At 56.8% G+C, this 14,537-nt stretch carries 10 protein-coding genes and 1 pseudogene; 9 read left to right on the top strand and 2 right to left on the bottom strand.

The window, feature by feature from the left end; translation table 11 throughout:
* Nucleotides 1-173 precede the first annotated feature (173 nt).
* Both H663_RS42505 and H663_RS30315 read right to left on the bottom strand, forming a co-directional pair.
* Nucleotides 174-315: pseudogene (locus tag H663_RS42505) on the bottom strand (IS5/IS1182 family transposase); the annotation flags it as partial.
* Nucleotides 316-490: 175 nt separating this feature from the next.
* Entirely contained in the window at nucleotides 491-1,819 is a 1,329-nt protein-coding gene (locus tag H663_RS30315) for a PQQ-binding-like beta-propeller repeat protein (protein WP_165803896.1), read from the bottom strand.
* Between the two features lie 1,054 nt (nucleotides 1,820-2,873).
* On the opposite strand from H663_RS30315, the gene H663_RS30300 reads away from it, so the two are divergent.
* The 9 genes from H663_RS30300 (at nucleotide 2,874) to H663_RS30260 (ending at nucleotide 14,310) form a co-directional block, all read left to right on the top strand.
* Nucleotides 2,874-3,188: a hypothetical protein gene (locus tag H663_RS30300; RefSeq protein ID WP_083451245.1), complete on the top strand. Its 315-nt coding sequence runs from the start codon at nucleotides 2,874-2,876 to the stop codon at nucleotides 3,186-3,188.
* Between the two features lie 669 nt (nucleotides 3,189-3,857).
* On the top strand, nucleotides 3,858-4,835 hold the full coding sequence (locus tag H663_RS30295; RefSeq protein WP_053174131.1) for a GMP reductase: 978 nt from the start codon (nucleotides 3,858-3,860) through the stop codon (nucleotides 4,833-4,835).
* Between the two features lie 972 nt (nucleotides 4,836-5,807).
* Nucleotides 5,808-7,397, top strand: coding sequence for an ABC transporter substrate-binding protein (locus H663_RS30290; protein WP_053174129.1), 1,590 nt, complete (start codon nucleotides 5,808-5,810; stop codon nucleotides 7,395-7,397).
* A gap of 88 nt (nucleotides 7,398-7,485) precedes the next feature.
* A complete protein-coding gene (locus H663_RS30285) occupies nucleotides 7,486-8,463 on the top strand; it encodes an ABC transporter permease (protein WP_116695851.1) in 978 nt (325 codons plus the stop codon).
* Complete coding sequence (locus H663_RS30280; RefSeq protein ID WP_116695852.1) at nucleotides 8,463-9,371, top strand: ABC transporter permease; 909 nt, start codon at nucleotides 8,463-8,465, stop codon at nucleotides 9,369-9,371. Before H663_RS30285 ends, H663_RS30280 begins: the two co-directional genes overlap by 1 nt.
* A 16-nt stretch (nucleotides 9,372-9,387) precedes the next feature.
* Nucleotides 9,388-10,419: an ABC transporter ATP-binding protein gene (locus H663_RS30275; RefSeq protein ID WP_240620483.1), complete on the top strand. Its 1,032-nt coding sequence runs from the start codon at nucleotides 9,388-9,390 to the stop codon at nucleotides 10,417-10,419.
* On the top strand, nucleotides 10,416-11,426 hold the full coding sequence (locus tag H663_RS30270) for an ABC transporter ATP-binding protein (protein WP_053174125.1): 1,011 nt from the start codon (nucleotides 10,416-10,418) through the stop codon (nucleotides 11,424-11,426). The genes H663_RS30275 and H663_RS30270 overlap by 4 nt, the downstream gene beginning before the upstream one ends.
* Nucleotides 11,427-11,457: 31 nt before the next feature.
* Nucleotides 11,458-13,128, top strand: a complete 1,671-nt coding sequence (locus H663_RS30265) for an amidohydrolase (protein ID WP_053174123.1) — start codon at nucleotides 11,458-11,460, stop codon at nucleotides 13,126-13,128.
* A 129-nt stretch (nucleotides 13,129-13,257) separates the two neighbouring features.
* Nucleotides 13,258-14,310, top strand: a complete 1,053-nt coding sequence (locus H663_RS30260) for a CobW family GTP-binding protein (RefSeq protein ID WP_053174121.1) — start codon at nucleotides 13,258-13,260, stop codon at nucleotides 14,308-14,310.
* The last annotated feature ends 227 nt before the right edge of the window (nucleotides 14,311-14,537 follow it).

The following is a 14,537-nucleotide window of genomic DNA, read 5'->3' as shown; positions in this document are numbered from 1 at the left end:
GGTGAACATGGCCCAAAGTGCTGCAAATAGATGGGTGCATGACAAGATGATCGATCAATACGTATTGCATGCCATATTGCCACTACAGAAAAATCTAAAGATCAGTTGTAAGTGTTTGATTTTATTGAGGCCAAAGGCGCAAAAAGGCGAAAAATCGGGATTTGGTGTCGAACTCGGTGGCTAAGTGCGCTCAAATCCAATGGGTCAATGACTTCGACCACGAAGCGGGCCAACTGGTTTGCAGGAATCCATTCATCCACAGACGGTGGCAATAAGTTAAGAGCTGTCACGGTCAACAGTTACAAAGCGACTCATAGTGAAGAACTCGGCAGCATTTCGGTGATGCAAATGTCAATGCTGCCGGCCTCTATGTGATGAAAAGTGACAAGGCTATTGGTAATGTTAGAAAGTTCGACAGATGACTAGAAAAAAGCATAACAATTGATATAAAAAAATGAATTTCTTTTTTTACTATAAAACAAACATTGATCTACAAAGAAGAACCGCTATTTCTTTTTAAATATTTAATTTGAAAATAATCGTGCTCATCTTTTATAAAATTTTGTTGTAAAATAATATTTATTTTTTGAGTTTTCATTTCAAGTTTTGCAATGCCTTTTTCAGTCGCAAAATAAAAGTCACCATTTCTATCCACTTCTATATTTGAAATTACAGCAAATTCAGAGGGAATTTTTATGTTGCCGGTGATTTTTCCATCCATATCCAAAATGTAAATTCCCCCCCTATTACTTGCAATGACTTTATCATCAATTAACGCCCATTTATCGATCCCTTGCAGATCAGCTTTCCAAATTAATTTCCCATTTTTCTTATTGATCGCAATAATACTTTGCTCTGTTTTATCGCTCAAATTAACTGCAGTTAATAAATAATTTTTATATAAATGAGCGCGACCATCCGCATGTATCGAACCAATAGCATCATCAGAAAATTTCCATTTAAATAATTTTGAATTTTTAATGAATGTATTATCTGGATCACTTGTAACGGCACCCGATATATTATTATTTCCATCAAATTTTAATGCATAAAATTTACCATTTTCATCCCCTACAAAAAGAGATTGCCCATCGCTTAGCATTTGTGCGTAAATGGGATTGGAAAATTGATTGGGCTTAGTATTCTCATCATCCGTTGATAGAATATAAGTTCCATAGTTTTTTTGATCGCCACTTTTTTTATCGTACAAATTTAAGAACACTGCAGAATTAACAAAAATAAAACCATTAAATTCTACGGGCTTGAAAAAGTTAAAAACAGTTGGCAAATCTTGTACGAAATTTATCGTGCCTGTGTTTTTTCCAAAGCTGTACAAAGCTGGAATATTTGTACTCATAGGTTGATTGGTTGATGTTATGTAAACGTTTTCCTTGGTCATCAAAGGCTGCGTCATAAAGAGTGGCTTTAGCGAATTGACATAATCAGGATCAATTCCATCTGGTGTTGCAACAGCAAATCCCATGCCTTTGCCTTCACCAAAAATATGTTCTTGCCATAAAATCTTACCGGTATTTAAGTTAAAGGCGATTAATTCACCGCTTTCAAAAGGCTGCAACAATATATTATCACTTAATGAAAAATAATTTCTATTGCCACTTAAATTAAATTTCGATTGATATTGCCATTGAATTTTATTATTCTCCAAGTTAAAGTTCAGGATTTTTCCGTATGAGGAAATAATTAAAGTTTCATGGTCGGCTCTCACGTTTTCTTCGTGGAGATTTGGCCGCAATAACCACCACGAAAAAAAACAACCACCAATCAAAATTAAAGCAATGATTGCTTTGAATTTAATCATTTTAATCATTTTAATCATTTACTAATAAATAATACCCAAATACATATCCATTAAATTCTTATTCGTCGCACGCATCAAAAAACTGAATGCCGATAACGCAATCAGTTAGTTTGTGGCATTTGAATCGGATAAAACCAATGCATTTGATAATGGCCTATCACCGCAGAGCAGCGGCAAATGCTAGCGCTATCAATTCATCAACTCGAGAGATACACGGCTTTGGGTTCCACGAGGGCAATGCTAACATTTATTGATGACCATTTCAATAATAAATCGTCTTAAATATTTTTCCTGGTGCAGACTCGAGTTTGATTCCAGGCATTAATGCAAACACCTGAAACCGTGATTTAATCTCTGAAATGGTGGAGTTTCATCATTGAAATCAACAATTTATATGTCATGTACTTTTCACACTGTAAGTGACCATCGGATGATCTTTTTCATGATCAAGAAACTCCTCTAAGACCCCAACTCCCATGCCGGTTTGCACCTTGCCGGTGAATATCTCAAGCCCATCAATTTCAACGCCCTCGTCGACCCTAATTTCCCCGTACGCTCTGGTGTAGTCAGCAGAGACATTCTGCGCCCCTAATTGCGCCCCCGAATTCGACACTTATTACCCGTCAGTCGATCATTTTTTGGGAGCCCTATGAATCAAGCACTTATCAGCACTTATTTCCCCAATTATTTACAGGCTGGTCAAGTTGTGACTTGGCATTTATGCCAAGCCAGAAAGTGTTCGGAGACTGGGTAGCCAAACGCTGCTCAAACAAGCGCTGCTCAAGCTAGCCAATCAGCACGCAGCCAAAATCAACCGGACACGACCAAGTCGCAAAGATTCAACAGCAAGCTATGTTTATGCGCTTGCCAAACACGGGCATCGTTTTTGTGCCCACTTTCGCCGACCTTTGGGCCCAATCCCTCACCCTTCTCGCAGGGGATGAGGTCAAGAGTAAGCGCGTTGATGACATGCATGTTGCCTTGGCACGCGCGGGCAAGATCACACCTCGTGACATGACCAAGTTGGTCGTCGCTCATCACCGAGACTTGACTCATGTTTGATCCGTTTGGCGACTTTGCCACTGGGGGTTATCTGCGCAACTTTGATCAAGAAAAAGATCTTGAGATTGTCAAAATTGCCGAGCATGAACTGCTCCGTACACAACTGCCTGTTGCCCTGCGTTATTTGGCAGCAAGACAAAGCATAGCGTACGCAGACTTTCTGGCAGTTCACCAAATTCTGTGTGGCGGTCTTTATACGTGGGAAGGCAAAGACCGAGCGCCCCTGTTGCCTGACAGCGCGATCAAGAAAGGGCCCCTGTATTTTTCCATCCGAAAGACTGCATCCGGGCCATCACAGAAGGGCTGAGTTGGGCCCAAGATAAAATCAAATCGCCACTCGCACTGGCTTCATCAGGGGTCTGTTTGCATATGGGCATCCATTCCTGAATGACAATGGCAGAACCATGCTGCTCGAGCATGCAGAACTTTGTTATCGGGCCAACATGTCAGTCAACTGGATGCTCACCCATAAACAGCCGTATCTGGATACGTTGACCAACGCAATCGAGGTCCCCCACAAAGCTTATCTGGATGCCTATCTTCAGCCCTTTATCGCATGACAGATTCCACGCGAAGCTTGGTTGATGTCTTTGGCGCCATTAACTGGCCTCGAAGGCGTTAGCACACCACCAGATGACACAGAGGGCTACGCCGATCCTGCCATCACCCAAGCTTATTAAGATTTCGAGCTTCGGCGTGGCTATCGGTTTGGGGGCTCGGACCCATCCATCGTCTTGAGATTGACATACTCAGGTCATCAAAGCTGAGCACGCTGCTTTCACGCACCCGATAGACACGTTGCCGAAAAATCAGGATCACACAAACGAGTAGAATCAGCCACCGGGCCCAAGATTCTTGCGCCCGGTTTTTTTTGCCCTGAACCTGCAACGGGTTCTCTCTAAAGGGCAAGAAAACCGGCCAGGCCAAGCGCTCACTCGTTCTTTCAACGAATCCTTTTTTGGAGCTTGGTTTTCTCATGGAAATTTTTGACTACGACAACATCCTGTTGCTGCCACGCAAGTGCCGCGTGGAAAGCCGTTCCGAGTGTGACGCTGGCGTCGAACTGGGTGGCCGCAAGTTCCGCCTGCCGGTGGTGCCTGCCAACATGAAGACGGTGGTGGATGAAAACATCTGCCTGTGGATGGCGCAAAACAACTACTTTTACGTGATGCACCGCTTTGACCTGGACAACGTCCAGTTCGTGCGCGACATGCATGGCAAGGGCGTTTACGCCTCGATTTCGCTGGGCGTCAAAGCCCCCGACCGGGCCACCGTGGACCAGCTGGCCGCCGATAACCTGGTGCCCGAGTTCATCACCATCGACATCGCCCATGGACATGCCGACAGCGTGCGCGACATGATCGCCTACATCAAGGCCAAACTGCCCAGCAGTTTTGTGATTGCAGGCAACGTGGCCACACCCGAAGCCGTGATTGACCTGGAAAACTGGGGTGCTGATGCCACCAAAGTGGGCGTGGGCCCCGGCAAGGTCTGCATCACCAAGCTCAAGACCGGTTTTGGCACCGGCGGCTGGCAGTTGTCGGCGCTCAAGTGGTGTGCCCGCGTGGCGACCAAGCCGATCATTGCCGATGGCGGCATCCGCAGCCACGGCGACATTGCCAAGAGCGTCCGCTTTGGCGCGAGCATGGTGATGATCGGTTCGCTGTTTGCGGGCCACGAAGAGTCGCCCGGCAAGACCGTCGAGGTCGATGGCGAGTTGTTCAAGGAGTACTACGGCTCAGCGTCAGACTTCAACAAGGGCGAGTACAAGCATGTCGAAGGCAAGCGCATTCTGGAGCCTATCAAGGGCAAGCTGGCAAACACGCTGATTGAGATGGAGCAAGACGTGCAAAGCTCGATCAGCTATGCCGGAGGCACCAAGCTCATGGACATCCGCAAGGTGAACTATGTCACCCTCGGCGGTGACAACGCAGGTGAACACCTGCTCATGTAAGTGCATCGCTGCGTTTGCAATCAGGGGAGCCAATGGCTCCCCTTTTTTGTGCGCGGGTTGGAAGTCGGTGGTCGAAGACCCCGACGACGGGGCGTGATGAGGCAAAGCGCTCGTGCGCGTGGTGGCGGTCAAGCGAAGGCATGTCGGACTCTGCGAGTGCCGACCTACGGGGAGAGGCATTTTTGTAGGTCGGTGGTCGAAGACCCCGACGACGGGGCGTGATGAAGCAATGTGCTCGTGCGCGTGGTGGCGGTGAAGCGAAGGCATGTCGGACTCTTCGAGTGCCGACCTACGGGGAGAGGCATTTTTGTAGGTCGGTGGTCGAAGACTCCGACGGTGGGGCGTGATGAGGCAACGTGCTCGTGCGCGTAGTGGCGGTCAAGCGAAGGCATGTCGGACTCTTCGAGTGCCGACCTACGGGGAGAGGCATTTTTGTAGGTCGGTGGTCGAAGACCCCGACGACGGGGCGTGATGAGGCAATGTGCTCGTGCGAGTGGTGGCGGTCAAGCGAAGGCATGCCGGACTCTGCGAGTGCCGACCTGCGAAGACCTACGGGGAGAGGCATTTTTGTAGGTCGGTGGTCAAAGACCCCGACGGTGGGGCGTGATGAGGCAATGTGCTCGTGCGCGTGGTGGCGGTCAAGCGAAGGCATGTCGGACTCTGCGAGTGCCGACCTACGGGGAGAGGCTTTTTTGTAGGTCGTTGGTCAAAGACCCCGACGACGGGGCGTGATGAGGCAAAGCGCTCATGCGCGTGGTGGCGGTGAAGCGAAGGCATGTCGGACTCTGCGGGTGCCGACGTACGGGGAGGTACAGATTGACGAGGGCTCAGCTAGGTGAAAACGATAGTGCTGGCCCTATGGTTTTACCTAGTGTGGCTCTCACTGAATCGCTTGCATTTTGATATGTTTCTGATTGAATAAAGATATCGATTCAACAACACGCAAAACATCCAAATCATCAGGAGCTAAAGATGCAAGACTTGGGCAAAAGAGACTTTCTAAAATTGGCAGCTGCAGGCTCTGCCGCCAGCATCATGGGCATTCCCATGCAGGCATTGGCACAAGCTGCCAAAGGGGGTGTGGTGGTGATTGGCACCACACAAAAACCCCGGCACCTGAATTCGGCCGTACAAAGCGGCATCGCCACCATGATGCCCTCTGCCCAATTGTTTGCATCACCCATCCGCATGGATGCCAATTGGAAGCCACAGCCCTACCTGGCCGAGCGCTGGGACTTGTCGCCCGACAACCGCAGCGTCACGCTGTACCTGCGCAAAGACGCTGTTTTCCACGATGGCAAGCCCATCACCGCGGAAGACGTGAAGTTCTCCATCGAGACCATCCGCGACAACCACCCCTTCAAGACCATGTATGGGCCGGTCAATGCGGTGACCGTCTCCGATCCGCACACCGCTGTGGTGCGCCTGTCAGAGCCCCATCCGGCGCTGCTGCTGGCCATGTCCACATCGCTGACACCCATCATCCCCAAGCACATCTTTGGCGATGGCACCGACGTCAAGATCCACCCACGCAACACCAACCCGGTGGGCTCAGGCCCCTTCAAACTCGTGGAATTCAAGCCGGGTGAATTCATCGTGATGGAACGCTTCGACAAGTTTTTTATGAAAGGCGCACCCAAGCTGGACCGCATCATCGTGCGCGAATTCAAGGATTCGTCGAGCATGATGCTGGCCTTCGAACGCGGTGAAATCGACATCCATTCCGAACTCACCGATGCCGGCCTGCTGGAACGCGCCAAGAAAAGTCCGAATGTGACGGTGGCCACAATGGCCCCGGCCATTGGACCGCTGATCTGGCTGGCCTTCAACACCAAGAGCCCCAAGCTCAGCGACAAGCGGGTGCGTCAGGCGATCAACTTTGCGCTGGACAAAAAATACCTGACCGAAACCCTGTTGGGCAAGGTGCATGGCCGCTCCACCGGCCCGATTGCATCGGGCAGCCCCTTCTATGAGCCACAGGTTGAAAAGTATGACCTGAATTTGCAAAAGGCCGCCAAACTGCTCGACGATGCGGGCTACAAACCCGGTGCCAACGGCACACGGCTCACGCTGGACCTGGACTTCATCCCCGGAGCCACCGAGGGCAAAGTGATCCAGGAATACGCCAAGGTGGCGCTGGCCAAAGTCGGCATTGAAGTCAATGTGCGCACCTCGCCCGACTTCCCCACTTGGGCGCGCCGCATCTCCTCACACCAGTTTGACATGACGGTCGACTCGGTCTGGAACTGGGGCGACCCGGTGATCGGCGTGCACCGCACTTGGCTGAGCTCCAACATCAAGCCCGGCATCATCTGGTCCAACACGCAAAACTACAGCAACCCCAAGGTGGACGAGTTGCTGGCTGCCGCTGGCAAAGAGCCGGTCATGGCCAAGCGCAAGGCCATGTACTCGCAGATGCAAAAAATCGTTGTGGACGAGTGCCCGGTGGCATTCTTGTTGGAATTCAACTTCAACATGGCCTTCAACGCCAAGCTGCAAAACCGCCCTGCTGGCATCTGGGGTCTGGTCGATGGCATCACCGACACCAGCGTGAAAGGCTAATGCCGCAAGGCTTGTCTGGCCTGACCACCCCACCGAGCCCACCCCACCCGGGTGCGCTCGGTGGGGTGGTGCGTTTGAAAGCAGTACTTTGAACATTCTTTTCTCAATCCTTCGCCGCTTGGCTGTGGCCGCCGGTCTCATGGTGGCCGTGCTGGCCATCAACTTCAGCTTGATCCATGCTGCGCCGGGCGACCCGGCCAGTGTCATCGCCGGTGAAATGGGCGGTGGTGACCAGGCCGTGATCGACAGCATCAAGAAGGCCTATGGGCTGGACAAGCCCCTGCATGAGCAGTTCATCACCTACTTGGGCAAAAGCGTGCGCGGTGACCTGGGCATGTCTTACACCTACAACAAGCCCGTCAGCAGCCTGATCGCCGAGCGCATTGGCCCCACCATCTTGTTGGTGCTGACGGCCTTGTTGGTGGCGATTGCGGTGGGCACCTTGCTGGGGGTGTTTGCCTCGCTCAAGCCCAAGAGCTTTTCCAGCGCAGTGGTCACTGTCTTTTCACTCGCGGGCCTGGCCATGCCGGTGTTCTGGACCGGCATTTTGTTGGTGATCCTGTTTGGCAAAGTCTGGCCGGTGATGCCTATTTCAGGCATGTACGACGTGCGCAACTACGGTGCCACTGGCTGGGCCGCAGCCCTGGATGTGCTGCACCATCTGGTCTTGCCTGCCCTGACGCTGACCTTGGTGTATCTGGCCCAGTACAGCCGCCTGGCGCGTGCCAGCATGCTCGAAGTGCTGGGCTCGGACTATGTGCGCACCGCCCGCGCCAAGGGTCTGAACGGGGCGGTGGTGGTCTTCAAGCATGCCCTGCGCAATGCCCTGATGCCCATCGTCACGATTGCAGGACTGCAGTTTGGCAACCTGATCTCGGGGGCCGTGCTGGTGGAGACCGTGTTTTCCTGGCCCGGCCTGGGCACCTTGGCGCTGGACGCCATCCTCGGGCGCGACTACCCCACCTTGCTGGGCGTGCTGACCTTTTCTTCCCTGTTTGTGATCACGGCGAACCTGCTCACCGATTTGAGCTACCGCTGGATTGATCCCCGTTTGCGTGCCCAATGATGACTGCCCCACCCGCTTCCACCCCCACCACACCAACAGCACAGGCACTCAAGGCTGCGCCCGTGCTGTCGCCTTGGCGCGAAGCCTGGCGCGTGTTCCGCGGCAACAAGGCCGCCATGCTGGGCTTGGTCTCGCTCATCCTGATCATGCTCATCATGCTGGTCGGCCCCGCTTGGTATGCCGTCGATCCGTTTGGCATTGTGGCCCCCCCGTTTCATGAACCGTTTGTGGACTCGCGCTACTGGCTGGGCAGTGATTACCTGGGCCGCGACATCGTGGCAGGCATGCTGATCGGTGGCCGTGCCACGCTGCTGGTGGGCGTCAGCTCGGCCGCCATCACCGTGGTCATTGGCATCTCCGTAGGCGCGCTGGCCGGGTACTTTGGTGGCTGGATCGACGCCATGCTGTCACGCCTGACCGAGCTGTTTCAGGTGCTGCCTGCCTTGCTGTTTGCCATGGTGCTGGTCACACTGTTTCAGCCCAGCCTGGGCGTGGTCATCTGCGCCATCGGCATGGTCAGCTGGACCGGCACAGCGCGTTTGACGCGGGCCGAGTTCATCAGATTGCGCGGGTTCGAATACGTCAACGCAGCCCGCACCATGGGCGCGGGCCACTGGCGCCTGATCTGGCGCGAAATCCTGCCCAACGCCATGGCACCGCTCATCGTCTCGGCTACCTTGGTGGTGGGCGTGGCCATTCTGTTTGAGGCGGGCCTGAGCTTTCTGGGCCTGTCCGACCCCAACGTGATGAGCTGGGGCATGATGATCGGCTCCAACCGCCGCCACATTCTGGAGTGCTGGTGGGCGGTGACGCTGCCTGGCGCTGCGATTTTCCTGACGGTGTTGTCGGTCAGTCTGGTGGGCGATGGCCTCAACGACGCGCTCAATCCCAAAATGCATTTGCGCTGAGCCCGAAGACACCCGCATGAACTCCCCCATTGACATGACAGAAACAACGACCAACACGGCGCCCTTGCTCGAAGTGCGCGGCCTGGGCGTCGAGTTCCAGACCCGGGGCGGCACCGCCCATGTGCTGGAAGACATCCACCTGCAACTCAGACGAGGCGAAACGCTCGGTCTGGTGGGCGAATCCGGCTGCGGCAAGAGCATCACCGCCCTGGCCCTGATGCGCCTGATTCCGCAGCCGCCCGGGCGCATCACCTCCGGCCAGATCCTGTTTGAAGGCAAAGATCTGCTGCAACTGCCCGAAGCACAGATGCGGCGCGTGCGCGGCAACCGCATCTCCATGATTTTTCAGGAACCCATGACCTCTTTAAACCCCGCCTACAGCGTGGGCGAGCAGATCATGGAATCGGTGCGCTTGCACCAGGGGCTGGATGACCGGGCCGCTTTGGCGCGAGCCATCGAGATGCTCGAAGCCGTGGGCATACCGGACGCCACACGCCGGGTGCACCAGTACCCGCACCAGTTCTCTGGGGGCATGCGCCAGCGCGTCATGATCGCCATGGCCCTGGCCTGCCAGCCCGATGTGCTGATTGCAGACGAACCCACCACGGCACTCGACGTGACGGTGCAGGCCCAGATTTTTGACCTCATCAGCGAGATGCGCGAGCGCACCGGCACCGCCGTGCTCTTGATCACCCACGACATGGGGGCGGTGGCCGAGATGACCGATCGCGTGGCCGTGATGTATGCAGGCCGCATGGTGGAAGAAGGCCCCACCGATCTGATCTTGTCGCGCCCCAGCCACCCCTACACCCAGGGCCTGATCGCCTGTGCCCCGGGCCGCAACCCGCAAAGCCACGGTCAGCCCCTGCAAGAAATTCCGGGCACCGTGCCCTCATTGCTGGAACGACAAGGTGGCTGCACCTTTGCCGAGCGCTGCAGCCACGCGCAGCCGCGCTGCCGCACCCATGTGCCACCCAGCACCTGGGTGCAAAGCGGTCACCGCGTCATGTGTTGGCTCTACCCCGAAGTTCAAGGAGCGCCAGCATGAGTGAGACCTTGCTGCAGGTCAGAGACCTGCGCGTGCATTACCCGCTCAAAAGCGGCTTGTTCCAACCCAAAACCGTGCTCAAAGCCGTGGACGGCGTGAGTTTTGACATCGAACGCGGCCGCACCTTTGGCATCGTGGGCGAAAGCGGCTCGGGCAAAAGCACCACCGCCCTGGCCGTGATGCGCCTGGCCCCGGTAACTGCAGGCCATGTGGCGCTGGGCGACGCCCCCATCAGCACACTGCAAGGCGAAGGCCTGCGGCTGCAGCGCAAACGCTTTCAAATGGTGTTTCAAGACCCGTTTGCCTCGCTCAACCCCCGGGTGCGCGCAGGTCAGGCCATTCGCGATGCCTTGGACCTGATGAACGTGGGCACGCCCGCAGAGCGTGACGACCTGGCGCGCACGCTGTTCTTGCAAGCCGGTCTGCGGCCCGAGCAAATGCAGCTGTTTCCGCACCAGTTTTCGGGCGGCCAACGCCAGCGCATCGCCCTGGCCCGGGCTCTGGCCGGACGGCCCGAACTGCTGGTGTGCGACGAACCCGTGTCAGCGCTCGACGTGGCCATTCAGGCGCAAATTTTGAACCTGATGCAAAGGCTGCAAAAAGAGCTGGGCCTGACCTACCTGTTCATCTCGCACGACCTGGGCGTGATCCGCCACATGTGCGATGACATTGCCGTCATGTACCTGGGGCAATTCGTCGAGCGCGCACCCCGCGAGAGCCTGTTTGCGCGGCCGCTGCACCCCTACACGCTGGCTCTGTGGTCGGCTGCACCCTCCATGGATGCACGCGGACAAAAACGCAAACTGCGCATCCGCCTGCAAGGCGACCCGCCCAGCCCGCTCAATGTGCCCAGTGGCTGCCGTTTTGCCGGTCGCTGCCCCTTTGCCGAAGACGCCTGCCGCGCTGCGCCCCCACCCCTGCGCGAAGTGCTGCCTGGCCACCATGTGGCCTGCCACCGCGTGTCCGACAGCGGTCAGGCCCTTTACCCCTTGCCCACGATCAGCTAAAGCGCTGGCCATAATTTTGAGGAGAACTGCCATGAGCACCACCACCATTTATGTGGCCCGCGAGATCATCACCATGAACCCCATGCAGGCCTCGGCCACGCATGTGGCGGTGCGCGATGGCCGCATCCTGGGCGTGGGCCAGTTGGACGAACTGGCCCAGTGGGGCGACTACACCCTGGACACCCGCTTTGCCGACTGCACGCTCATGCCTGGCCTGGTCGAGGGCCACTGCCACTTGAAGGAAGGCGGCATGTGGGACCTGGAGTACCTGGGCTGGTTTGACCGCCTCAACCCCTGGGGCCAAACCGTCCAAGGCCTGCGCTCCATGGAAGCCGTGGTGCAGCGCCTGATCGAAATCGACCAAAAGATGCAGCAAAGCGGTGAACCGGCCGACAAGCCTTTGCTGGCCTGGGGGTTCGACCCGATTTATTTTGGCGGCGAGCGCATGACGGTGGACCACCTGGACCGCGCCAGCAGCACCCGCCCCATCGTGATTGCGCACGCCAACGGCCACCTGATGAACGTCAACAACCCCATGCTGCGCATCGCCGAGATCGACGAAGACATCGAAGTCGAAGGCGTCGTCAAATTCAAGGATGGCCCCCGCAAGGGTCACCCCAATGGCGAGCTGCAGGAACCCGCTGCCATGCACCTGGTCATGCGCCATGTGGGCACGGCCGGGCTCATGTCGCCGATGGACGAAACCGGCATGATGAACTTTGCGCGCCTGGCCAAGATGCAGGGCGTGACCACCGCCACCGACCTGGTCAACACCCTGAGCGAAGCCGACTGCGCGGTGCTGGAATCGGCCCTGGCCCAAGACGAATGCTGCGTGCGCATCCTGCCCGCCTTCAAGGCTTTTCATGGCACGCACGGTGCCACGCAAGGCGCCGAGCACGTCAACCAGATGAAAAAGCGCAACACCGACAAGCTGCGCTACGGCCTGGTCAAGATGATGCTGGACGGCTCGATCCAGGGCTTTTCAGCGCGCATGCGCTGGCCCGGCCACTTCAACGGCGCACCCAACGGCATCTGGGTCACAGCGCCCAGCCAGTACGAGGCCGATTTCGAGATCTACCACCGCGCAGGCCTGCACATCCACACCCACACCAACGGCGATGAAGCCAGCCTGGCGGCGATTGACGCGGTGGAACGCGTGCTGGCCCGCGCCCCGCGCACCGACCACCGCCACACCCTGCAACACGCGCAAATGGTCGATGCCCCGATGTTCCGGCGCATGGCCAGCCTGGGCCTGTGCGCCAACCTGTTTGCCAACCACCTGTGGTACTGGGGCGACCAGCATTACGAAATGACCATGGGGCCCGACCGCGCCCACCGGCTCGATGCCTGCGGCAGCGCCCTGGCCGCCGGGGTGCCACTGGCCATCCACTCCGACGCCCCGGTCACGCCGCTGGGCCCGCTGTTCACAGCCTGGTGCGCCGTCAACCGCATCACCCCCAAAGGCCGCGTGCTGGGCGAAAAAGAACGCCTCACGGTGCCGCAAGCCCTGCACGCCATCACCCTGGGTGCCGCCTGGACCCTGAAGATGGACCACGAAATTGGCAGCATCGAAGTGGGCAAACGCGCCGACTTTTGTGTGCTGCTGGACAACCCGCTGACCCTGGGCGGTGAAAAACTCAAGGACGCCCGGGTCTGGGGCACCGTGCTGGGCGGCCAGATTTTCCCAGCGCAAGCGGCCTGATCTGCTGACCCCAAAGAAACCAACCCACAGGCCAGTGTTCGTAGGTCGGCGGCTTTAGCCCCGACATGAAGCCTTCGCCGGAGGCCCCCATGTCGGAGCTAAAGCTACCGACCTACGACTGCCCCCACCATGCCCCACACCCCGACACCGCCCCGCATTCCCCTGACAGTGATCGGCGGTTTTCTGGGCGCAGGCAAAACCAGTTTGCTGGTGCACTGGCTGCAGCAAACGCAAGGCCAGCGCATCGCCGTGCTGGTCAATGACTTTGGTGCCATCAACATCGACGCCGAACTGCTGAGCAAAAGCAACAGCGACACCATCGCGCTGAGCAACGGTTGCGTGTGCTGCCAGATTGGCGGCGACCTGAGCCAGGCCCTGCTGCAGGTACTGGACACGCCTCAGCCCTTTGACGCCATCGTCATCGAAGCCAGCGGCGTGTCCGACCCCTGGCCCATTGCCCAGATCGCGCTGGCCGACAAACGCCTGAGCTTGCATGGCGTGCTGGTGGTGGTGGACGCTGCGGCCGTGCGTGCGCACGCCGCCGACCCCTTGCTGCATGACAGCCTACTGCGCCAACTGCGCGCCGCCGACCTGCTGGTGCTCAACAAAACCGATCTGTGCTGCGATGACGAGATTCAGGCGTGCACCACCTGGCTGCACGACACCGTCGGGCCCGTGCCCTGCCTGCACAGCCAGCACGGGCAGTTGCCCCTGGCTTTGCTGCAAACGGACTGGGAGCCTGCATCGGCAGCGGCCTCTGACGACGAGCCTGCTCACATTTGCACCGACCATTGCACGCACGATCACGATCACGATCACGATCACGATCACGATCACGATCATGGGCATGGGCATGGGCATGGGCATGGGCATGGGCACCACCACAGCGCAGACCACGCCAACCTGTTCACCAGCGACAGCCGCAGCCCCGATCAGGTGTTTCACACCGCCTGGCTGCGCGAACAGCTGCAACAAACGCCCGCCTGGGTGATGCGCCTCAAAGGCTGGGTGCGCACCCACGAACACGGCTGGTCAGAGATCCAATTCGCAGGCCGCCACGCCAGCGTGCAACGCGCCCGGCACACCCCCGCACAAGCCCGCGTGCTGACCATTGCGCTGCGCACACCCCAGCAGACCCAAGCCATGCCCTCCTGGATGGATGCAGTGTGGGGCGCCACCTGAACCGCATACCCCAAGCGCCCGCATCGCCAGCAGGGCTGGGTCCTACAACAGACAGCTTCGTAGGTCGGCACTCGAAGAGTCCGACGTTGCAGGCTTCGGCCCAGACCCCATGTCGGGGTCTTCGACCACCGACCTACAAAAACCAAAATGCATTTTGTAGGAGCTTGCCCTGCAAGCGATCACCCGCAAACCCCAAACGCCCGCATCGCCAGCAGGGCTGGGGCCTA

Source organism: Limnohabitans planktonicus II-D5 (assembly GCF_001270065.2).
Lineage (GTDB): Bacteria > Pseudomonadota > Gammaproteobacteria > Burkholderiales > Burkholderiaceae_C > Limnohabitans_A > Limnohabitans_A planktonicus.
The sequence above is the reverse complement of the archived record's forward strand: the minus strand, read 5'-3'. Positions and strand labels throughout refer to the sequence as shown.

Bases quoted from the DNA above. Each gene is read 5' to 3' on its own strand.
- H663_RS30280 (WP_116695852.1), top strand. From the start codon at position 8,463: ATGACTGCCCCACCCGCTTCCACCCCCACCACACCAACAGCACAGGCA.
- H663_RS30260 (WP_053174121.1), top strand. From the start codon at position 13,258: ATGCCCCACACCCCGACACCGCCCCGCATTCCCCTGACAGTGATCGGC.
- H663_RS30290 (WP_053174129.1), top strand. From the start codon at position 5,808: ATGCAAGACTTGGGCAAAAGAGACTTTCTAAAATTGGCAGCTGCAGGC.
- H663_RS30265 (WP_053174123.1), top strand. From the start codon at position 11,458: ATGAGCACCACCACCATTTATGTGGCCCGCGAGATCATCACCATGAAC.
- H663_RS30295 (WP_053174131.1), top strand. From the start codon at position 3,858: ATGGAAATTTTTGACTACGACAACATCCTGTTGCTGCCACGCAAGTGC.
- H663_RS30315 (WP_165803896.1), bottom strand. From the start codon at position 1,819: ATGATTAAATTCAAAGCAATCATTGCTTTAATTTTGATTGGTGGTTGT.
- H663_RS30300 (WP_083451245.1), top strand. From the start codon at position 2,874: ATGTTTGATCCGTTTGGCGACTTTGCCACTGGGGGTTATCTGCGCAAC.
- H663_RS30275 (WP_240620483.1), top strand. From the start codon at position 9,388: ATGAACTCCCCCATTGACATGACAGAAACAACGACCAACACGGCGCCC.
- H663_RS30270 (WP_053174125.1), top strand. From the start codon at position 10,416: ATGAGTGAGACCTTGCTGCAGGTCAGAGACCTGCGCGTGCATTACCCG.